The organism is Mesobacillus maritimus, from assembly GCF_044803185.1.
GTDB lineage: Bacteria > Bacillota > Bacilli > Bacillales > Cytobacillaceae > Mesobacillus_B > Mesobacillus_B maritimus_B.
Window position 1 is genome coordinate 4,195,439 of sequence record NZ_CP085225.1, and the last position, 20,787, is coordinate 4,216,225.

General features: G+C 39.5%; 21 protein-coding genes. 1 reads left to right on the plus strand and 20 read right to left on the minus strand.

Annotated features, from left to right (window positions below):
• Positions 1 to 22 precede the first annotated feature (22 nt).
• From dnaG to rpsU, 20 genes are all read right to left on the minus strand, one after another.
• Complete coding sequence (gene dnaG, locus LG336_RS20380) at positions 23 to 1,837, minus strand: DNA primase (RefSeq protein ID WP_404329307.1); 1,815 nt, start codon at positions 1,835 to 1,837, stop codon at positions 23 to 25.
• A 768-nt stretch (positions 1,838 to 2,605) separates the two neighbouring features.
• Positions 2,606 to 3,439, minus strand: coding sequence for a pyruvate, water dikinase regulatory protein (locus LG336_RS20385; RefSeq protein WP_404329308.1), 834 nt, complete (start codon positions 3,437 to 3,439; stop codon positions 2,606 to 2,608).
• Positions 3,440 to 3,465: 26 nt separating this feature from the next.
• Positions 3,466 to 4,098, minus strand: a complete 633-nt coding sequence (locus LG336_RS20390; protein ID WP_404329309.1) for a helix-turn-helix transcriptional regulator — start codon at positions 4,096 to 4,098, stop codon at positions 3,466 to 3,468.
• A gap of 152 nt (positions 4,099 to 4,250) precedes the next feature.
• A complete protein-coding gene (gene glyS / locus LG336_RS20395; RefSeq protein WP_404329310.1) occupies positions 4,251 to 6,323 on the minus strand; it encodes a glycine--tRNA ligase subunit beta in 2,073 nt (690 codons plus the stop codon).
• Positions 6,316 to 7,206, minus strand: coding sequence for a glycine--tRNA ligase subunit alpha (gene glyQ / locus LG336_RS20400; protein WP_404329311.1), 891 nt, complete (start codon positions 7,204 to 7,206; stop codon positions 6,316 to 6,318). The genes glyS and glyQ overlap by 8 nt, the downstream gene beginning before the upstream one ends.
• A gap of 308 nt (positions 7,207 to 7,514) precedes the next feature.
• On the minus strand, positions 7,515 to 8,267 hold the full coding sequence (gene recO / locus LG336_RS20405; RefSeq protein WP_404333243.1) for a DNA repair protein RecO: 753 nt from the start codon (positions 8,265 to 8,267) through the stop codon (positions 7,515 to 7,517).
• A gap of 30 nt (positions 8,268 to 8,297) precedes the next feature.
• Positions 8,298 to 8,441, minus strand: coding sequence for a YqzL family protein (locus LG336_RS20410; RefSeq protein WP_404329312.1), 144 nt, complete (start codon positions 8,439 to 8,441; stop codon positions 8,298 to 8,300).
• Positions 8,442 to 8,616: 175 nt separating this feature from the next.
• Positions 8,617 to 9,528 carry a GTPase Era gene (era, locus tag LG336_RS20415; protein WP_404329313.1) on the minus strand — a complete coding sequence of 304 codons (912 nt, stop codon included), beginning with the start codon at positions 9,526 to 9,528 and terminating at the stop codon, positions 8,617 to 8,619.
• Complete coding sequence (locus LG336_RS20420) at positions 9,521 to 9,919, minus strand: cytidine deaminase (RefSeq protein WP_404329314.1); 399 nt, start codon at positions 9,917 to 9,919, stop codon at positions 9,521 to 9,523. The genes era and LG336_RS20420 overlap by 8 nt, the downstream gene beginning before the upstream one ends.
• Positions 9,920 to 10,106: 187 nt before the next feature.
• Complete coding sequence (locus LG336_RS20425; protein ID WP_404329315.1) at positions 10,107 to 10,505, minus strand: diacylglycerol kinase family protein; 399 nt, start codon at positions 10,503 to 10,505, stop codon at positions 10,107 to 10,109.
• Positions 10,483 to 10,953 carry an rRNA maturation RNase YbeY gene (ybeY, locus tag LG336_RS20430; protein ID WP_404329316.1) on the minus strand — a complete coding sequence of 157 codons (471 nt, stop codon included), beginning with the start codon at positions 10,951 to 10,953 and terminating at the stop codon, positions 10,483 to 10,485. Before ybeY ends, LG336_RS20425 begins: the two co-directional genes overlap by 23 nt.
• Positions 10,950 to 13,121: an HD family phosphohydrolase gene (locus LG336_RS20435; protein WP_404329317.1), complete on the minus strand. Its 2,172-nt coding sequence runs from the start codon at positions 13,119 to 13,121 to the stop codon at positions 10,950 to 10,952. The genes ybeY and LG336_RS20435 overlap by 4 nt, the downstream gene beginning before the upstream one ends.
• Positions 13,122 to 13,331: 210 nt before the next feature.
• Entirely contained in the window at positions 13,332 to 14,300 is a 969-nt protein-coding gene (locus LG336_RS20440; protein ID WP_404329318.1) for a PhoH family protein, read from the minus strand.
• A complete protein-coding gene (yqfD, locus tag LG336_RS20445; protein ID WP_404329319.1) occupies positions 14,260 to 15,489 on the minus strand; it encodes a sporulation protein YqfD in 1,230 nt (409 codons plus the stop codon). Before yqfD ends, LG336_RS20440 begins: the two co-directional genes overlap by 41 nt.
• A gap of 15 nt (positions 15,490 to 15,504) precedes the next feature.
• A complete protein-coding gene (yqfC, locus tag LG336_RS20450; protein ID WP_404329320.1) occupies positions 15,505 to 15,789 on the minus strand; it encodes a sporulation protein YqfC in 285 nt (94 codons plus the stop codon).
• Positions 15,790 to 15,882: 93 nt separating this feature from the next.
• Positions 15,883 to 16,383 (minus strand): hypothetical protein, encoded by a 501-nt coding sequence (locus LG336_RS20455; RefSeq protein ID WP_404329321.1) that lies wholly within the window; start codon positions 16,381 to 16,383, stop codon positions 15,883 to 15,885.
• 30 nt (positions 16,384 to 16,413) lie between these two features.
• A complete protein-coding gene (gene floA / locus LG336_RS20460) occupies positions 16,414 to 17,409 on the minus strand; it encodes a flotillin-like protein FloA (RefSeq protein ID WP_404333244.1) in 996 nt (331 codons plus the stop codon).
• Positions 17,410 to 17,437: 28 nt separating this feature from the next.
• Positions 17,438 to 18,754, minus strand: coding sequence for a nodulation protein NfeD (locus LG336_RS20465; RefSeq protein WP_404329322.1), 1,317 nt, complete (start codon positions 18,752 to 18,754; stop codon positions 17,438 to 17,440).
• Positions 18,755 to 19,008: 254 nt separating this feature from the next.
• Positions 19,009 to 19,455, minus strand: coding sequence for a GatB/YqeY domain-containing protein (locus LG336_RS20470; protein ID WP_404329323.1), 447 nt, complete (start codon positions 19,453 to 19,455; stop codon positions 19,009 to 19,011).
• Between the two features lie 16 nt (positions 19,456 to 19,471).
• Positions 19,472 to 19,645, minus strand: a complete 174-nt coding sequence (gene rpsU, locus LG336_RS20475; RefSeq protein WP_090741070.1) for a 30S ribosomal protein S21 — start codon at positions 19,643 to 19,645, stop codon at positions 19,472 to 19,474.
• 203 nt (positions 19,646 to 19,848) lie between these two features.
• Here rpsU and LG336_RS20480 point away from each other — a divergent pair, with 203 nt between their 5' ends.
• Positions 19,849 to 20,781 carry a Na/Pi symporter gene (locus tag LG336_RS20480; RefSeq protein ID WP_404329324.1) on the plus strand — a complete coding sequence of 311 codons (933 nt, stop codon included), beginning with the start codon at positions 19,849 to 19,851 and terminating at the stop codon, positions 20,779 to 20,781.
• The last annotated feature ends 6 nt before the right edge of the window (positions 20,782 to 20,787 follow it).

The following is a 20,787-nucleotide window of genomic DNA, read 5'->3' on the forward strand; positions in this document are numbered from 1 at the left end:
CTCCTTCCAAAATCACAAACACTTAATGCAAATTTATAGATTTTCGCAGCTGGATAATCTCCATTGCGATTGCGGCTGCACGTAAATAATCGCTTTGGCGTTCAGCTTCTTTTTGTTCGACTTCTTTAGCTTTTATTTTTAACATCTTTTGATAATTCAACACCTGCTTGATATAATCAGTTAACTCCTGATCACCGAGCTCTTCGTTGAGTGAAATCATTCCGATGTCTGCTACAATCCTTTTTAGCTTATTATCTTGGAGATAATTTAAGAACCCATTCAAATCAGGCTCATAGCCTTTTTCATAAAAACCCAATAAATAAGTAATAATAGCTTGATGTTCATCTACGTTTAAGGTGTTACCCTGTAGCATTTCATGGACCTTATAGGCAATCTCACTGTCTTTAAGCATATGTGAAATTAGTCGTCTTTCAGCCTCGTAATAAGCAGGCTTTAGACCACCTTGCCTTACCACAAAAGATTTTGCTTCTAGGCTTTTGGCTTTTTCCTTTTTCGGTTGCGGTGTTGATTTAGTTGTTTGGCTTACTTGCTGCTTTAATGCTTCCAATGAAAGTGAAAACTCATTGGCTAGTTGCCGTAAATAAAAATCTTTTTCGACGGCCTTATCAAGCCGACTAATCTCCTCTAATACTTCTTCGATATATTGAAGGCGATCTCCTTCATTCTGAAGGTTTTTCCTCCGTCGATAGTAAAGCATTTTAAAGGCCATATGTGTTAAACTTGACCCAATTACATCTGTTCTAAACTTCTCTTCGCCATATTGCTGAATATAGTCATCAGGATCAAGACCGTTAGGCATATTCGCAACCTTCACGATACAACCAGCTTCATCAAGCATGGCTGCAGCTCGGTTTGCTGCCTCAATCCCGGCATTATCTGAATCATAGCAAATGGTGATCGTTTGAGCGTTTTTTTTAAGAACCGATATATGCTCTGCTGTTAAAGATGTTCCCATTGTGGCAACACCGTTTTCAATCCCTGCTCTGTCAGCGGCAATCACATCAGCAAATCCTTCAAATAAAACAACATGATGCTGTTTCCGGATTGCAGAGCGAGCTTGATTGAAATGATAAAGAATTTTACTTTTATTAAAGATTGGTGTTTCCGGGCTGTTTAAATATTTTGGTTCATCGTCTCCTAAGGCCCTTCCAGAAAACGCAATCGTATTGCCTTGGTGATCAAAGATTGGAAACATAATCCTATTACGGAATCGATCAAAGTAAGTCTCATCTCTCTCCCGCTTAATGATTAGCCCAGCTTTTTCCATTTGCACCGGTGTAAACCCTCGTTTTTGTAGGAGGCTACTCGCAAATTCCCAATTTGGGAGAGCATATCCAATCTGAAATTTTTCAATGGATTCCTTTGAAAACCCTCTGTTGGTAAGATATTCTAAGGCATGTTGCCCTTCGTCCGTATTCATCAATAAATGATGATAAAACTTTCGGAGCAATTCATGTGCTTCTACCATCTGTCGGAAATGTTCAGGAACTGCTTTCCTTTTCAAGGAAGTGGAAGCATCAAATTCTAGCTCAATATTTGCATATTCAGCTAATTTTAATGCGGCTTCTTGAAAGGACAGTCCGTCAATATCCATGAGAAAGGAAAATACATTTCCTCCCGCCCCACAACCAAAGCAATGGTAAATTTGTTTATCAGGTGATACGGAAAACGATGGAGAATTTTCACCATGAAAAGGGCAAAGGCCGAAGTAATTGCGCCCCTGCTTTTTTAGCTGGACATAATCGCCAATGACATCGGCGATATCTACCGCCTGACGGATCTCGTTAATTTTTTCTTCGGCAATCCTTTCCGCCATGTACATTACTCCATTTAATTTCTCTCTTGAAAATTCGACAAAAGCCTTGTCAATTCCTTCATGAAATTTTCTCTATCTTTTTCACTGAATGGTTTAGGGCCTTTTCCATATAGCCCGCATTTCCTTGCTTTTGTTAACAAACACCCATCTTTCAGAGGAAGAAAATTTTTCATATGTGCATATGAAGCGACAAAAACCAATTCAACTGGAAAAGACGAAGTAAGTTGAATGATTTCCTTTTTAACTGGACGGAATCTGCATCGACAAAAACTGTCAAATAATCCGATTCATAACTAGTAATTCTACATCACTCCGCATATTCCTTCTTTACAAGAGGATTTTTTCAAAATCAGTTTTTGTCGAATTTTTCTTCACCCAATACCTTGACATGTAACAATAAATAGTTTATTCGTAAATAGTCAAGTCTAAACCTAAAGTTGGATATTTTTATCACAATTTTTTATTATAGTACAAGAAATGCAATTTCGCCATTGTTTTTTTCAAAAAAATTTAGATGCAAAAAAAAGGATAGCACATAACCATATGTGCTATTTGACATAGGTGGTTCTTATTTTTGGCTATTTTCTCAAACTTTGATGCTTTTGGATACAAAATAGGATTGATTAAGCTTTTTTCCACTGCAAAATAGCTTTTTAATAATGAGAAAAGAGCTTTCAAACTTACTATTACGTACAAAATAGCTTATCTTGCTTAAGATTTTTACAATTTTAACAACAATCTTTACGAAAACAGCCTTAAGAAAACAGCCTATTTTTTATATCCAGACATAGAATTGCTTTTCTTTAACATAATATTCATAATAACATTGGCACTTTCTTCGACGGCTTTATTGGTGACATCAATAATTGGGCAGCCAATTTTTTCAACAACCGAATCAAAATACTCAATTTCTTCTTCAATACGGTTTATGTTGGCATAAATAGCCTTTTCGTTAAGGCCCAACGAAATTAAACGTTCTTGCCGAATCTGATTCAGCTTTTCCGATGAAATGCGAAGGCCAAAACATTTTTCTTTTGGAACCAATAATAGCTCTTCAGGTGGATCGATTTCGGGAACAATTGGGACATTGGCTACTTTAAACCGTTTATGAGCAAGATACTGAGATAGTGGAGTTTTTGAAGTTCTTGAGACACCAATTAGAACTACATCTGCCTTAAGTATCCCCCGCGGATCGCGTCCGTCATCGTACTTAACTGCAAATTCAATGGCCTCAATTTTTTTAAAATAATCCTCGTCTAATTTATGCACAAGTCCCGGTTCATATAACGGAGTTTCTCCACACTGATCTTGAATTTGGCCAATTAGCGGGCCGAGAATGTCGCAAATGATGATCCCTTCCCTGGCTGCGACCTGCTTCATATAATTGCTTATCTCCGGTTTAACTAACGTATAAGCAATCATACCTCCATCTTGCTTTGCTAAAGATACTACCTCATCAACATTTGATAAATCTTCAACAAACGGGAAACGTTTAATGGTCATATCTGTATTTTTAAATTGACTAACTGCTGCTTTCGTAACTAATTCTGCCGTCTCCCCTACTGAATCGGAGACAACATAGATTATCGGCATCTTATCCATTGAAATACCAACTCCTAAGTTTTATCCTAATCCTCTTGTGCTAAGGCTACAAAGGCCTTTGTGATATTTGTCTTTGTCAGTCTTCCGACAATCTCAAGCCCTAAATCCGATTCCTTAACGATTGGCAATGCATCTATTTGCTTTTCAATTAGCTTCTTGGCTGCTTCAATTAATAAGTCGTCTTTCTTGCATACGGTGATATTTGGCATTCTTGTCATGATAATATTCACCGGGACCGCCGTCAGCTCTTGTTTCCCAATACTCGCTCTTAAGAGATCTTTTCTTGATAAAACACCCGCTAGTAATCCATCATGATCAGATACGAATAATGTACCAACATCTTCAAGAAACATCGTGACAATCGCATCATATACGGATACATTTTCAGAGATAACAACAGGTATTGATTGATATTCTCTCACATGAATTTTTTTCAGACTATCTGTTAGCAGCTGTGTACCAGATTTTCCTGTATAAAAATAACCAACCCTTGGTCTCGCATCAAGGAAACCGGCCATCGTTAATATTGCTAAATCTGGCCTTAGTGTAGCCCTTGTAAGACTCAATTTATCAGCAATTTGTTCCCCAGTTATCGGGCCACTGTCCTTAACAATTTCTAGTATCCGTTCTTGGCGCTTATTCAGTTCGATTTTACTCACCGCCTACCTGAACCCGTTATAAAATTCAAAAGCACAAGCGCCCATTTAGCATATTACAATGCCGCTGGGCGCCGGAGCTTGACATCATAATCTTTGCTATAAGGTTCCACACAGTACGGAACCTTCAGCATGAAAGCAACTTTCCCTAGAAACTATTTAACGTTAATATCGTTAACCTTAGCGAATTTCCTAATTAAGGTAGCAAGCATGGCCATTTGATTCAGTCGGTTTTCGCGGACTTCCTGACGGTCGGCCATCACCATCGTATGTTCAAAATAATGATTGATCTCAGTTTTTAAGGAAACGAGCAACTGATAGAACGCTTCAGCCGAAATCCCCTCTTCTTCCTGCTTGGCTGCTTCTAAAAATTTTCCATAGAGAAGCTTTTCCTGTTCATTTTCAAAGAGGGCTTCGTTAATATCCCCAACTAACTCAGCCTTGCTAGCAATATTCAACACACGGCTTAGGGCTTCGATACCTTCTTTGAAACCGGCCACATCCTTTTTCTCCTGCAAAACGTTAGCTTTTTCTAATAAACCTGGGATATCTCTTAAACCACTGCCTAAAATAGCATCGATTAAGTCATAGCGGATTCCCTGCTCCTGAAGGACATATTTTACCCTCAGTCCAAAGAAGTGTGAAAGGTCTTGGTAAACCTCCTCACTAGACCTTTTTAAGATACCTGCTTCATCGACAAGGTTGAGTGAAAGACCGACTAACAGTTCAAGTGATAGCGTCCATTTTTTGTTTACCAGTGTTTGGACAATCCCTGTTGCCTGTCTTCTTAATGCATACGGGTCTTGGGAACCGCTTGGGATAACCCCAATAGCAAAAAACGAACAGATAGTATCTAATTTTTCCGCGATTGCGACAACTGCACCAGCATCGCTTTCTGCTGTTCCATCCTCGGCATTTCTAGGCATATAATGCTCATTGATTGCTTTTGCTACAGCTGGAGTCTCCCCTTTTTGCAATGCGTATTTCTCACCCATTATCCCTTGTAATTCTGGGAACTCATAAACCATTTGCGTCACCAAATCGAATTTATTTATTTCCGCGGTGCGATCAACGGTTGTTTGGGTTTCCACGTCTAGTTCAAGACGTTCACTAATTAACTTTGCAAGCTTTCTAACACGGCTTGATTTCTCTGCAACTGTTCCAATTTCCTCATGGTAAACAATTGCTTTCAATTTAGCTAAGGCAGCGTCTATCCCCAGTTTCTGATCTTCTTTATAGAAAAATGCTGCATCTGCTAGTCGTGCTCTTAGAACTTTTTCGTTTCCTCGCGAAACCTTTTCTAAGTGCTGATGATCACCATTTCGCACAGTTACAAAATAGGGAAGTAACTCTCCGTCTTTTGACTTAACCGGAAAATAACGCTGATGTTCCTTCATAGAGGTGATTAATACCTCTTCAGGGATTTCAAGAAATTCTTCTTCAAAGCGTCCATAAAGCGCCGTTGGGTACTCAACTAAGTTTGTGACCTCATCAAGCAATTCTTCATCTATTGGAATGACCCAACCATTTTCCTGTTCAATGTTTTCTAACTGCGTCTTAATGGCATTTTTTCTTTTATTAGAATCTACAATGACATATTGATTGAGTAATTCTTCTTCATAGTTATCCGGTGAGCCAAGTACAAACTCTGTCCCTAAGAATCGATGTCCTCTAGTTTGATTACCTGTCTCAACCCCTGTAATTGAAAAAGGAATCACATCATTTCCAAACATAGCGATGAGCCATTTTATCGGGCGAACATATCGTAGCTCTTCATTTGCCCAACGCATATTTTTAGGAAAAGTTAAGCCTGTAATAATACTTTTCAATTCTGGCAGTAAATTAGCGGTCTCTTGGCCTTCAATAAATTTCTTAACATGGGCATATTCTACCCCATTGATTTCTTTGAAATAAATATCTTCAACCGACATTCCCTGGCCACGAGTGAAACCTTGAGCTGCTTTAGACCATGTGCCATCCTCGCCAAGGGCAATTTTTTTTGCAGGCCCTTTTGCTTCTTCATGACTATCTTCTTGACTCTCAGCTACATCTGTAACAAGAATAGCCAACCTACGCGGTGTAGAGAACATTTTTAGCTCACTGTAATCAATATTTTTGTTTGAAAACCAAGCACCGACTTTATCAGCAAGCTGGTTAATGGAATCATTAATAAATCTCGCAGGCATCTCTTCAAGACCAATTTCAAGCAACAAATTACGTTTACTCATGTCCTAGTTTCTCCTTTCGCTCTAAAATTGGGAAGCCCAATTTTTCTCTCTCTTCATAGAACGTTTTAGCCACTTTTCGTGCAAGATTCCGGCATCTTCCGATATATCCAGTTCTTTCAGTAACAGAAATCGCACCCCTAGCATCCAGGATATTAAAAACATGAGAGCACTTTAATACATAATCATAGGCCGGATGCACTAAGCCTGCCTCCATTTGTCTATGAGCCTCTTTCTCATAAATAGTAAATAAGTTAAAGAGCATATCGGGGTCAGAGGTCTCGAACGTATATTTACTATGCTCAAATTCAGGTTGTCCGAAAATATCCCTAACTGTAAAACCATCCGTCCATTCAAGTTCAAACACATTTTCTTTATCTTGAATATACGAAGCCAAGCGCTCAATACCATAAGTGATTTCAACAGAGACCGGCTTACACTCAAGACCACCAACCTGCTGAAAATAAGTAAACTGAGTAATCTCCATACCATCAAGCCAAACTTCCCATCCAAGTCCAGCACAGCCAAGTGATGGATTTTCCCAGTTATCCTCAACAAATCGAATATCATGCTCAAGAGGGTTAATTCCAAGCGCCTTCAGAGAATCTAAGTACAATTCTTGAATATTATCTGGTGAAGGCTTCATAATGACCTGGAATTGATGATGTTGGTACAAACGGTTCGGGTTTTCTCCATATCGACCATCTGCAGGTCGTCTGGAAGGCTCAACATACGCCACATTCCAAGGTTCAGGACCAATTGCCCTTAAGAAGGTATACGGGCTCATTGTACCGGCACCCTTTTCGACATCATATGCCTGCATCAAGATACAGCCTTGTTCAGACCAGTGTTTCTGCAGCGTTAAAATCATATTTTGGATATTCATAAAAAGAAAACACCTCCAAATTTTTTAAACTCTAAAGGCACAGGCCAGAGCATACAAAAAACTCTCGCCACTATGCCTAAAGAAATGGCATAGGGACGAGAGTTACCCGCGGTTCCACCCTAATTGCTGCAAACGCAGCCTCTTTAAGAAAAGTCGCTCCAGAACGCCATTCTCTAAATCTCCGCACCTCGGCTCACACCATCCCGAGTTCGCTTTTACAGAGGAATTTAGATACTCCTTTCCTTCACAGCAACATATGTAAGTAATTTATTAAGAATCATAACTAAAACAAAATGAGTTGTCAATATTTATAGCTTGTCTTTAAAGCTATCAAGCTGATTAAGGAATTTTTTCGTTTTCAGGTGAAGACCAGAGTATTCTTCATAATAAGCATTAATAATCTTTTTTAACTCTGCCTTTGTTTCAGTCTTAACTGAAATATTTCCAAGTCTTGAGAGGTCTAGTAAATAAAATAGCCTTAACAAGCGAACCGTAGCAGGAGAAACCTTGTAATGATAGGGATCTCTTTGGATGCATTGTTGACAAAGGAGACCCCCTTCTCGTATTGAAAAAGCAAAGTTCCCTTCTGTCCTGCCGCAACTAGTACATTGGTCAAGAACCGGATAAAGTCCAATAACGTTTAACATCTTCATTTCATAGATATTCACTAAAATATCTAAGTCATAGCCTTCGTTCATGTATTGCAAAGTCTGTAAGAGAAGTTCGAATAGGAAAGGATTAGGCTTCTTTTCTTCAGTGCTTTTGTCTGTTAAGTCAATGACATAACTAGCATATGCAGTTAAGAAAATATCTTCGCGAATACTTCTCATTGATGAGATTAATTCACCTTGTTGTAGGCCACCGAGCCCTCTACCACGTTGTATTAGAAAATAACCATAAGTAAAAGGCTGGGTGACAGCCGTAAGGCGACTGTTTGGTTTCTTCGCCCCTCTTGCCATCACTCCAACCTTACCCCATTCTCGTGTAAATAAGGTTACAATCTTATTCGTTTCAGCATAATCAGTTGTTCGTATAACGATGCCTTCGCATTTTTCCAGCACCATTCTTCACCATCCAATTAGGAGACAAACCTATGAGATGGGAAAATCAATTTCTGCTAGATCTTCCTCCTGATTATCGGGTATTTCTCGTCTTTCCAGCTCCAATTCCTTGAAGAGGAGATAAGTGTCAATATTACCTGTTTGTGAAAAGACCTTCCAGGTAAAATCCAACATGCGAAAACCCCACCTTTCATTAATCGATACTAGCAATTTCAATCCCGAATCCTTAACAATATCATAGCCTGTCAGTCTGTTTTTCATGTGACACAAAATTTGTAAATCGGTTGTATGCATAAAACATGTCTGCACCTAATACATTAATTAGGGCTTTTCAAAATGAGTAATTTGTTTAATATTCATCTTCCCTAAACCCATAGTCACGGAGGTGTGAAGCTCGATTCCTCCAGTCTTTTTGAACCTTAACCCATAACTCAAGAAACACTTTGCTTCCCAATAGATTCTCAATATCGAGTCTTGCTCGCTTACCTACTTCCTTTAGCATACTCCCTTGTTTCCCGATAACGATACCCTTTTGAGAATCTCGTTCAACAATGATCGTTGCCATGACGTGAACCGTTCCCTTTTCTTCGTTACGTTCCATCTTTTCGATGATAACTGCTAAGGAGTGCGGAATCTCTTCACGTGTTAAATGAAGCGCTTTCTCCCTTATTAATTCCGAGACAATGAAACGCTCAGGATGATCAGTCACTTGGTCAGCAGGGTAATACTGAGGCCCCTCTGGTAAATAAACCTTAATTTGCTCTAAAAGCTTTTCAATATTATTTCCTTCTAGCGCTGAGATTGGCACAATCTCTTTAAAATTAAATTTCTCCTGGTACCCATCTATCATCTTCAAAAGTTGGTCCGGGTGAACTAAGTCAATTTTATTGATGATGAGAAATACGGGTGTATGAATGGATTGAAGCTTTTCAATAATGAATTCTTCGCCCCGTCCATAGCCTTCCTCTGCATTCACCATAAATAAAACAAGGTCAACTTCCTTAAGTGTATTTTGTGCAACTTTCATCATAAAATCCCCAAGTCTGTGCTTAGGTTTATGAATACCTGGGGTATCAATGAACACCATTTGTGCATCATCAAGAGTTAATACACCCTGAACCTTGTTTCTAGTGGTTTGAGGTTTATCGCTCATGATCGCAATTTTTTGACCTACTACTCTGTTAAGGAAGGTCGATTTACCGACATTCGGTCTGCCAATTATGGAAATAAAGCCTGATTTGTATCCTGTATCCCTATTCATGTAAATCCTCCGGTGAAAACGCGCCTGGAAGTAATTCCTCAACGGTTATTTCTAATGTATTTCCTTTTAAGTTTGTCAAAGTGACCTTCATATCTTTTGGACATAATTCCGAAATAACCTGGCGACACGCTCCGCATGGAGAAACCGGCCGCTCTGTATCCGCAATGACGGCAAGAGCTTTAAAGTTTCTATCCCCATGAGCATAGGCACTAAAGATTGCCGTCCGCTCAGCACAGTTACACATACTGTATGCCGCATTTTCAATATTACATCCATGATAAACCTTACCATCCTCAGTAAGTAATGCTGCCCCAACCTGAAATTTAGAGTATGGAACATAGGCTTTCTCCATTGCTATTTTTGCTTCATCAATTAATGCTGTGTTATTCATCGATGATCTTCCTTTCCACTATTTTACCTTATATTGATGTTAATTTCACTGAAAATTACATAAAAAAGTTAAAAATTTTAAATTTTCAGTAAATATATATATTTTATAATCAAACTTAGTATTTACAAAATTAAATAGTACAATCATATAATGATTAAGAGGAATGAAAAGCTGCCTTTATAGGCAGCTAGAGAGGCAAGATGCTTAAGATTCTTGGACCAAAAATAATCATTCCAACCACTAGTGAGGTGATTGCAAACAGCAAAACAGCCCCCGCCGCGATATCCTTAGCCTGTTTTGCCAGTGGATGATAGTCCTCAGTTGCTAAATCCACGACTCTTTCAATTGCGCTATTCATTAACTCCGAGCATAACATCCCGCCAAGAACCAATACAATAATTAACCATTCTATGCTAGTAATTGAAAAAGCAAAGCCTAGAAAAATCACCAACAAAGAAAGTATCAGATGAATTCTTAAATTTCGTTCAGACTTAATAGCCGAAGAAATCCCACTGATGGCGTAATAGAAAGAACGTATAAGGGTGATTTTTTTCTTATGATTCCTATCTGGTGAGCCCATACTCATCTAAAATTTCCCTTTGTCTTGAAAACATTCTTTTCTCATCTTCTTCATTTTCATGGTCATAGCCAAGTAGATGAAGAAAGCCATGGACGGCAAGGAACCCCAGTTCTCGCATCACCGAGTGATTATATTCAACTGCTTGTTCTCTGGCTTTATCAGTCGAAATGATTATATCACCAAGGACACGTGGAATATCTGTACCTACAATTTCCATTTCACCTTCACCCATTTCTTCTAACGCAAATGAAATGACATCTGTAGGCCGATCCTTATCCCGATACTCACGGTTTATCTCATGGATTTTCTCACTTGAAACAAAGGTCACCGAAACCTCACTTCCTGGCTCAACCTTCTCTTTCGTGGCAGCAAAATTTAGTAACTTTTCAATTTCCATTAATTCGTCTTGAGAAAGCTCATCTACTTCATCAAAAATATCAATTTCCAAACTCATGCCTGCTTCACCTTCTGTTTTGTCGTTTCTGGGTATTCAATCCGGGAATGGAAAATGCCTTTTAGCGTTTCACAGAATGATTCCCCAACTACATTTAGTTCCTTAAGAGTAATATCACAATCATTTAACTGTCCATCCTGAAGCCTATCCGAAATAATACTCTTTACAAGATTTTCAATTTGTTCATGGGTAGGGTTTGACATTGAACGAACAGCAGCTTCAACACTATCAGCAATACCAATGATTGCACTTTCCTTTGTTTTCGCTTTTGGACCTGGATAACGATAATCAGCTTCTTTTACTTCACTGCCATTCTGTTTTGCCTTATGGTAAAAGAATTTTAATAACGTCGTTCCATGATGTTGCTCTGCAATGTCAATAATTTCTTTTGGCATCTTATGCTTCCTAAGCATTTCGGCACCATCTGTTGCATGGGCAATAATAATATTCTTACTTGTCATTGGCGGTAATTTATCATGCGGATTTTCAATATTAATCTGGTTCTCAATAAAAAATTGTGGCCGTTTCGTTTTCCCAATATCGTGGTAATAACAACCAACCCGAGCTAACAGCCCGTTTGCCCCAACTGCCTCACAAGCTGATTCAGCGAGGTTCGCTACCATGACACTATGATGATAGGTTCCAGGTGCTTCTGTCAAAATTTTACGTAATAAAGGATGATTAGGATTTGACAACTCTATTAGCTTCATGGTTGATAACACTCCAAAACCCGCCTCGAAGAACGGTAAGAGACCAATCGTCAATACGGCCGAAGAAATGCCCGACAAAAATGCTACTAATAAGTTTATCCCATATTCTAAGCCTGAATATTGGCTGTTACGTAACAATACAAGTGCAATGATAACAAAAAGATTGACCAGCGAAACAAATAATCCTGCTTGAAGGATTTTAGATCTTTGATTTTGATGTCGGAGGTACAGGATACCAGCTAAGCCACTTGCGATAATATAAATGGCTACAGTTACATTTAAAGTTCCAGTAATTCCTTGGTTAAAAAGAATACTGCCCGAAATCCCAAGTATAACGGTTTGAAAAATGGCCAAACGCTCATTAATAAGAACTTTGATTAGCATCGGTCCCATAGCTGCAGGAAATACATAGCCAATCTCCGAGTATTTATACTCAGTAAAGAGACTTAACAATTTCATGATTAACAACACAATGATAAAAATCAAACTAAAAATTAACAGCTGATTCTGATTGCTTCCTGTTGCTCGCATTTCATCAAAAATAAAGAAGACCGTGCATAATATAATAAAAATCATCATAGCAAGACCCACAAAAGGTCTCAGAGAATTTTCATTATCCAAAAGTCCAGCTAACTCCAATTTATGATAGACATCTCTGCTGATTAGTTGGCCTTCCTCAACAATGATTTGACCTTCTAAAATCTTTACAGGCTCAACCCCATCACTAGCTTGCTGACGCAAATCCTCAGTAGCTCTCGGGTCATAAAATTCGTTCTGAATAATGGCATAGCGCCCCATTTCTATAATGGCCGCCTTTAAACCAGAATTAAGACTCGTATATTTTAATTCTTCTTCAACACGTTTCTTTGAATTTTCAACTCCATCAGCAGGAATCCGATTGCTCATTACATTGTTGACAGCGGTCACAGTTAAATCCCTTGCTATTGATAAATCGTCAGTTGGGGCATTTAACATTGCCGTAAAGGATTCGTTTGAAATCGCATCTGTAACTTCAGATGTCAACATCGCCTTAACCCTTGTAAGCTTTTCATTCAGTACTTGAGCAGGTGTTTTACTACCCTCGGTTTCTTCGTCAACTGGGGCTTTCTCCAACTCCCCTTCCATTTCACTATTCACTTCGGTAATTGAGTCAAAGATTGACGTTATTAAATCCACTTGATTTTGAGTGTATTCTTTTTTTACCGTGTACACATCTTGAACCTGGTCAACGGCCTCCTGTTTTTTCCTCTCAGTATTGGTCTTATCTTCAACGGTAATCGGGGAACGGATTGTTTGACCGGCAATCGAAAACAGGGTTAGGTTAAGTTTTTCCGGTTTAACATTGCTATACATGGATAAAAACATCACAATCCCAAGGATGAGAAACAATAAAACACGGAACAGCCTAATGTTCAATAAATTAAGGATAGAATTTAACGAATGCTGTAGCTTTTCCATTCCATACCTCCTTTCCCGTCTTCCTAGCTAGAATTACGATGATTGGTAAATTTATCTTCATTATTTTACATCATACCAGTTTTTTTGCTAACTTTCATCTTTCATTTAGAACGCTGTGTTAAAGTGGTTGTTGATTTCCGCTCCACTCAACTGTATGTATGTAAAATCAACAATCGAACCAAAAGTAAAAAGTCTGTCCGGAGGGACAGACTATTTCTGTTCGTCATTTTTTTCGTAGGCACGAATAATTCGAGCTACTAGTGGATGCCTCACTACATCTGTTTGCTCCAAATGTATAAACTCGATTCCCGCTACTTGTGAGAGGATTTCCTCCGCCATAATCAGTCCAGACTTTACCCCTCTTGGTAAGTCAATTTGGGTTTGATCTCCAGTAATGACCATTTTGGAACCAAAACCGAGTCGGGTAAGGAACATTTTCATTTGTGCCTGTGTGGTATTCTGTGCTTCATCCAGAATGACAAAAGCATCATCGAGTGTTCTTCCTCTCATATACGCAAGCGGGGCTATCTCAATGGTTCCACGTTCAATTAGGCGTTGCGTATGCTCCATGCCTAGAATATCGTGTAAAGCATCATACAGTGGACGTAAATAAGGATCTACCTTCTCCTTTAAATCTCCAGGAAGGAACCCTAGGCTTTCCCCTGCTTCAACAGCAGGTCGGGTCAAAATAATCTTGTTAACATTTCCATTTTTCAAGGCACTTACAGCCATGACAACTGCAAGATAGGTTTTACCGGTCCCAGCAGGACCAATTCCGAAAACAAGGTCATTCTTTTTAATTGCATTGATATAATACCTTTGTCCAAGTGTTTTAGCCCGAATCGGCTTTCCTTTGGAGTTCTTCGCAACTTCTTCATTATAGAGATCTTCAAAATAGTCAAGGGTCCCTTTTTCAGCTAGTTGAATAGCATAAATGACATCCCTTTCGCTGATATTAATCCCCTTTCTAACAACGGCAAGCAACTTTTCAAGTACTTCCCGTGCTAATTCAACCTTTTCAGGTTCACCTGAAAGATTGACTGATTCTCCTCTAGTAACAATTGAGATGCTTAACTCCTTCTCCACCGCTTTAAGGTTGGCATCAGAGTTTCCAAACAATGCAATTGCTTCTTCATGATTAACTAGTTGGATTTCCATTGTTTTCAAATCTTGAGTCATCTTCGTCTCCTTGGATAATTGGTTGGCCTTCTGCAATATCTTCTATTACTTGAAATAATATGGATAGTTTTACTTTACCATTCTTTATTGACTGATGTAAAATTTCTTCCCCTTTAATAGTAGCATCTTCAGGTAGCTGGTTTTTTATATCCTTTCTTGCCAAATCAGATGCTCTTTTTATTGCTTCCTTTTCAGTATAAGTACGATTAACCTCTTCCCTTTCGCGAATTGTCTCGGTTTTGAAGGTCACTGGGAGCTCCCATTTAAGCAATTTTAACACATGATCTCTAGTCTCATTTTCAAATTCTTTGTATTTATGTTCCCCGAATCCCCAAATTGGAATAGTAGTCCCAGCGAGATTTAGATAATACTTCCGTTTTTCTTCCCCACTAAATACTTGGAAGGTTGAATTCAGCGGCAGTTCAACCTGGGACTTATACCAAGTTTCTCCTAGAATCTCTCCTCTTGCAGCAACAGGCTGTTTCTCATCCTCTTTCCCAATTAACCCAGAGACAAGTAGCTGTCCAGGTTTTACATTATCGTTTAGCTCGACAACCTGCTCTCCTTCTTCAACAAACATTTGGACAATTGTAGCTTTCTTCGTTGCAATGAGATTCTGGGCATTATATAACTTAGGTTTCTCGGGTTCCGCCTTTTCAACGACCTGGAAATGGTAGGTTGTCCCCTGTAATTCCACACCTACCCATGTCAATACCTTTACCTTATCGGTAAGTTCGCGTTGAATAACATCGACATTATCCATGCTAAATTGGGATTTACCAATTTTCACACCCATCTCATCTAACTCTTTCCGAATTTGATATTCAGTAGCTGGACTTGCTCCTTTTATTTCGATTCCCCAGACCATGTTCGAAAGGATTAAAATAAGCGCAAGAAAGGCAACTGCACCTAAGACAAACCCACTGTTTGTCCATAATCTTTGTAAAAAGAAAGGGCCACCTGCCCTCTCAATAAATCGAACTTTACATTCACTTTCTCTGGCAGGTCCACGAAGTTTTTTTATATCATTTAACCTTATCTGAAAGGTAATGGCTTGTGTTCCGTGCCTTTTTACATTCCATATAAGAATTTCGTTTCTCGTCAATTGATTTAAGAATCGTTCTACCCCTCTGCCAGTTACTTTTACTCGGACGATACCAATCCAACCGCTTATCCACTGATTTTTCATGCCGTTCCTCCTGAATCATTCATTGATATATATCACCTGGTCGATTTTTCCTTCAAGTAAGATTTCTTCTGGCAAAATCGTTTTTATTACAAACGCTTTCCCCTTTACAAGAAGCTGTCCTTGCTCAAGCAACAGCCGAACCTCCCTATCGGAGAAAGCAAGTAAGCCACGGTGGTTCTCAATATAGATATGGATTTGACCAACCATTGTAATTCGGGGGAGATCCATCATGACATCGGGTGGAAGATCCATTGTCTGGGTCATCCAATTACGTATAAGCTGGCTCCATTTTTTTGCCATAAAAAAAAGAACCCCCTTTCATCTCATATGTATGAGCTGAAATAGGGTTCTAGCACTTCTTTTTGACTTCCTAGTCGAGCTTTAACTGACTACTTATTTTCGCCTCATCGTCCGATGCGGATTCCGTGACCTCGGCTCCCCGAGAACCTGTGCCCACGCAATGCCCTCAATTACCCGGTCTGGCTCTGGGCTTAAGTCTACTGAGACTCCTTGCACCGACTGATCCTTTACTTGAATCGTTGGGACAACTGTCCGGCTCTGTAAATTGTTGGGCCGAGGTGATTGTTTATTCTCATTCTCACGGCGTCTTTCCTCGTACTTTTTTTGGATATCCAAGAACGGATTTTCCGGTACACCACCGAATTCCCTCTTCTCTTCTAAACGTTCATCAATAGAAGGTTGGGTCCTCATTGGTTTAAGAGGTTCCGGTTCCGCAGGCATCTGATCCTCTGAATTCCAAGTAGGTCCTTGTTGTTCGGGACGCACCGGCCTTTTAGGCTGTTGCTCTTGCTCCCCTTTTACCCTTTTAAACAAGCTTGATATAATACCAATCAAGATAAAGATAAATAGGGGATTTTCAAATAGGAACTCCATCTAAGGTACCTCCTTTAAAGCCGGAATTCATTAGTCATTCTTTTTATCGTCTTTTTTACCACCTGAAAGCTTACCAAATGAGTCTCTCATATCTGTGTCAGCAGAGATATTTTGGATGTTCATGTAATCCATTACACCGATATTTCCCGATTTTAACGCTTCAGCCATGGCCAATGGAACAGTTGCTTCTGATTCAACCACTTTTGCTCTCATTTCTTCTACGCGAGCCTTCATTTCCTGTTCTTGAGCTACAGCCATTGCTCTGCGTTCTTCGGCCTTAGCCTGAGCGATTTTCTTATCTGCCTCAGCCTGTTCTGTTTGCAACTCTGCACCAATGTTTTTACCGATATCAACATCCGCAATATCTATCGAGAGGATTTCAAATGCTGTACCTGCATCAAGTCCTTTGGATAAGACCGTCTGTGAAATCATATCTGGGTTTTCCAACACTTTTTTGTGATTACTTGAAGAACCAATTGTCGAGACAATTCCTTCACCGACACGGGCTACAATGGTATCTTCACCTGCACCACCAACAAGACGTTCGATATTCGCTCGTACTGTTATGCGGGCTTTCGCTTTTACTTCGATTCCATCCATTGCAACCCCAGCAATAAACGGAGTTTCAATCACTTTTGGGTTAACGCTCATCTGTACGGCTTCAAGTACATCACGACCTGCAAGGTCAATTGCAGCTGCTCTTTCAAATGTGAGCTCAATGTTTGCACGGTGAGCAGCGATTAACGCATTTACCACACGGTCTACATTTCCCCCTGCAAGATAGTGGCTCTCTAACTGGTTGGTTGTTACTCCAAGTCCAGCTTTATGGGCCTTAATTAATGGGTTAATTACTCGACTTGGAATAACTCGACGTAACCTCATCCCAATCAATGTAAAGATGCTTACTTTTACCCCTGCAGCCAATGCTGAAATCCACAGCATAACTGGTACGAAAGTAAATAAAACGCTTAGCAGTATTAAACCTATTACAACTGCAACTAAAACAAAAATAGTACTAGTAGTCATTACCATAATCTTTCCTCCAATCAATGTATTACTCTGCTATTTCTCGAACGACAATCCTTGATCCTTCAGCTTTTACTATTTTAACCTTCTTATCCTTTTGGATATAGCCACCTTCACTAACAACATCTATTCGTTCATCTCCAACCTCAACTGTACCAGCAGGTCTCAATGCAGTAATCGTAACTCCTTCTATTCCAACCAAATCATTACGAGTCTTATTTGAGACATAGCCACTCTCGGTACTTGTTGAATCCGTCAGTACGATTTTTCTAAAGAATTTCACTTTTTTCCCCAACACCTTTATCATCAGGATAGAAACAAGAACTGAAAGGATAAGAGCAATCAAGAGGGATAATCCCATATGAACAATATTTCCTGATGCCAAGAAGAAGCTGCCGATAACGGCAATAAATCCAATAATCCCTGCTATTCCTCCTGGCACAAAGAGCTCGAGGACAATTAAACCGAGACCAATGACAAAAAGGATAATGGCCTCATATCCTGCTAACCCTGCAACTAAATGCCCATAAAAGAATAGAAGTAACGAAGATATCCCCATGAAACCAGGTATGCCGAATCCTGGAGAGTACAACTCAAGCACTAGGCCTAGACTGCCAATAGATAATAGAATAGGGACCACAACAGGATGCGTAATAAATCTTGCTAACTTTTCAGCAAAACTTTCTTCAACATTTTTTATTACTGGATCCTGAAATCCTAATGTTTCAATTAAATCTGCTAAATTGGTTACGGTACCATCAGAGTAGCCAACCTCTAATGCCTGATCCGTTGTAAGCGTCAAGAGTTCACCTTTTCCCGCGCCATACTCTGGCAAATCCACATCAACATTTGCCATTGCCTCTGCATAGATTGGATCACGGCCCGACTCCTCCGCAGCACTCCGCATCGCAGCTAACCAATAGGACTGAGCTTTTTTATCAGCTGCATTCCCACTTTGGTCGATGACCGCAGCAGAGCCCATTACAGCGCCGGGCACCATGTAAATTTCATCTGCATTCAATGAAATAAAAGCTCCCGCAGATAAGGCTTGCTTATTTACAAAGGCAATTGTACGGATATTTGTTGTTGTAAACAATTTCCCAATCTCTCCAGCAGCATCAACAGCTCCACCAGGTGTATTGACGTCAAAAATAATAGCGGAAGCACCATCGTTTTCAGCTTCTTTAACAGCCCTTTCTAAAAAAGCAAATAAGCCCTTTTCTACTGTCTTCTCCACCGGTACTACATAGATGGTTTCTCCTTGTGCTGACGTCCCAACAGGAAAGACCGAATAAATAAGGCCAATTACTAATGAAAACAAAATCACAAATCGACTTACGCGCAAATTCCACCCCCCTTTCAACTTTTTTTGCGGCTCCCTGTATTACGTTTATCATACCCTGATAGTTTCATTTCCTTTAATAGAATTTATCATTAAAAGCGTTTAAAGGAACCTTATGACCATTTAGGGCTTATTACTGAAAAAAACCATGTATCCTATGTATAGTCTTATCGTACCATATGTATCCATGTTATGTACCTTTTAATGAGCATAATTAAAGCCGTAAGCAAAATGCTTACGGCCGGTGCTCATTTTTTTTATGAAAGGTGTTGTTGTACAAGTTTATTAACAAGTGATCCATCTGCCTTACCCTTAACTTTAGGCATGAGAGCAGCCATCACTTTTCCCATGTCAGCTTTAGACGATGCCCCAATCACTGCGATAGTCTCTGAAATTATAGTCATCAACTCTTCTTCACTGAGTTGCTTCGGCATATATGCTTTAACATAGGATAGTTCCATTCGCAATTTTTCAACAAGGTCATCACGACCTGCTTTATCAAATTCCTGGAGGGAATCTTTGCGTTGTTTCATTTCGCGAGAAAGTACAGTCAACTCTTCCTCTTCGGACAATTCCTGCTTCCCGAGCTTAATTGCTTCGTTTTGCAAGGAAGACTTTAACATCCGAAATGTCGTGAGTTTGTCTTTTTCCTTGTTCTTCATCGCTTGTATTATATCTTTATTTAAACGCTCGAGAAGACTCAATTGATTCCACCCTCTCTTAGAACTTGCGTTTTCTAGCAGCTTCAGACTTTTTCTTACGCTTTACACTAGGCTTTTCATAGAATTCGCGCTTTCTAGCTTCTTGAATTGTACCTGATTTCGATACAGTTTTTTTGAAGCGTCGAAGAGCATCTTCAAGCGATTCGTTTTTGCGAACAACAGTTTTAGACATTCTCTTTCCCTCCCTCCGAACACAACACACTTACATGAAAACACATGGATACCATGTACTTTGCAATTATAATATAACAGCGTTGATAGGTCAACTGAATTTAAAGCTTATATTTAATAATAATGATATTGTCCATATATACGAAAATATAAGACATGTCCATCCTTTGTTTTCATAGATATAGAATGAAAGGGTGGGGGTCGATGGTCTATTTAGCCTTGTTTATTTTATTTGTTGCTGTCTTCCTTTTAGGGATGATGGTCCTTAGAAAGGGCCTGTTTAGTCTATCCGCTGATTCAATGAAAAAATGGATTGTGAGGATGACGGGTACGCCACTAAAAGGTCTTATAGCGGGTGCGATTGTTACTGCAATTCTCCATAGCAGTTCAGCTGTAATGGTGATCACAATTGGATTGATAAGCGCAGGCATTCTCACCTTCCGCCAATCAATCGGAATTATCCTTGGTTCTAATATTGGAACTACGTTCACACTTGAAATGATCACAATCAATATTGATATTTTTATTGTTCCGCTTGCAGTGATTGGAGCGTTCATGATGGTAACGAAGGCTTCACGATATCAAAATATTGGTAGAATCCTTTTTGGAATGGCAGCTGTATTCGCGGCAATGCGTGGTTTTTCATATTTAGCCGATCCCTTAACGACTCTCCCTGTCATTGAACATACACTAAACCAGATGAATACAAATTTATTTATGAGCCTAGCAGCTGGTACAGTGTTAACAGCTATTATTCAATCAAGTACGGCAATGTCAGGCATCCTGATGGGGTTTCTATCAGAAGGTACGATTGAATTTGCATCTGCGCTTGCTGCTATTCTGGGAGCGAATATCGGAACCTGCGCGACAGCCCTCTTAGCGGCTACAGGGGCAGGGAAAGAAGCAAGACTAACAGCTTATGCTCATTTTTGGTTGAATTTTGCAGGTATGCTTGTGTTCTTCCCTTTGGTCGATGATTATGCCCGGATTGCCCCGCTTACTGCAGAGCGAATGGAAGTGCAACTTGCCCATGCTAGCGTTTTATATAATGTTATCTCTTCCCTGCTTGTCCTACCATTTGCAGATCGGTTTGGGAAGATGATTATTTACTTTCATGGGCGGAAAAAGCTGCAATAATGACTG

Coding starts and splice junctions, on each gene's coding strand:
- dnaG (WP_404329307.1), bottom strand. CDS start 1,837: ATGGCGGAAAGGATTGCCGAAGAAAAAATTAACGAGATCCGTCAGGCG.
- LG336_RS20385 (WP_404329308.1), bottom strand. CDS start 3,439: ATGGATAAGATGCCGATAATCTATGTTGTCTCCGATTCAGTAGGGGAG.
- glyS (WP_404329310.1), bottom strand. CDS start 6,323: ATGAGTAAACGTAATTTGTTGCTTGAAATTGGTCTTGAAGAGATGCCT.
- glyQ (WP_404329311.1), bottom strand. CDS start 7,206: ATGAATATCCAAAATATGATTTTAACGCTGCAGAAACACTGGTCTGAA.
- LG336_RS20410 (WP_404329312.1), bottom strand. CDS start 8,441: ATGTTGGATTTTACCTGGAAGGTCTTTTCACAAACAGGTAATATTGAC.
- era (WP_404329313.1), bottom strand. CDS start 9,528: ATGAATAGGGATACAGGATACAAATCAGGCTTTATTTCCATAATTGGC.
- LG336_RS20420 (WP_404329314.1), bottom strand. CDS start 9,919: ATGAATAACACAGCATTAATTGATGAAGCAAAAATAGCAATGGAGAAA.
- LG336_RS20425 (WP_404329315.1), bottom strand. CDS start 10,505: ATGAGTATGGGCTCACCAGATAGGAATCATAAGAAAAAAATCACCCTT.
- ybeY (WP_404329316.1), bottom strand. CDS start 10,953: ATGAGTTTGGAAATTGATATTTTTGATGAAGTAGATGAGCTTTCTCAA.
- LG336_RS20435 (WP_404329317.1), bottom strand. CDS start 13,121: ATGGAAAAGCTACAGCATTCGTTAAATTCTATCCTTAATTTATTGAAC.
- LG336_RS20440 (WP_404329318.1), bottom strand. CDS start 14,300: ATGACTCAAGATTTGAAAACAATGGAAATCCAACTAGTTAATCATGAA.
- yqfD (WP_404329319.1), bottom strand. CDS start 15,489: ATGAAAAATCAGTGGATAAGCGGTTGGATTGGTATCGTCCGAGTAAAA.
- yqfC (WP_404329320.1), bottom strand. CDS start 15,789: ATGGCAAAAAAATGGAGCCAGCTTATACGTAATTGGATGACCCAGACA.
- LG336_RS20455 (WP_404329321.1), bottom strand. CDS start 16,383: ATGGAGTTCCTATTTGAAAATCCCCTATTTATCTTTATCTTGATTGGT.
- floA (WP_404333244.1), bottom strand. CDS start 17,409: ATGACTACTAGTACTATTTTTGTTTTAGTTGCAGTTGTAATAGGTTTA.
- rpsU (WP_090741070.1), bottom strand. CDS start 19,645: ATGTCTAAAACTGTTGTTCGCAAAAACGAATCGCTTGAAGATGCTCTT.
- LG336_RS20480 (WP_404329324.1), top strand. CDS start 19,849: ATGGTCTATTTAGCCTTGTTTATTTTATTTGTTGCTGTCTTCCTTTTA.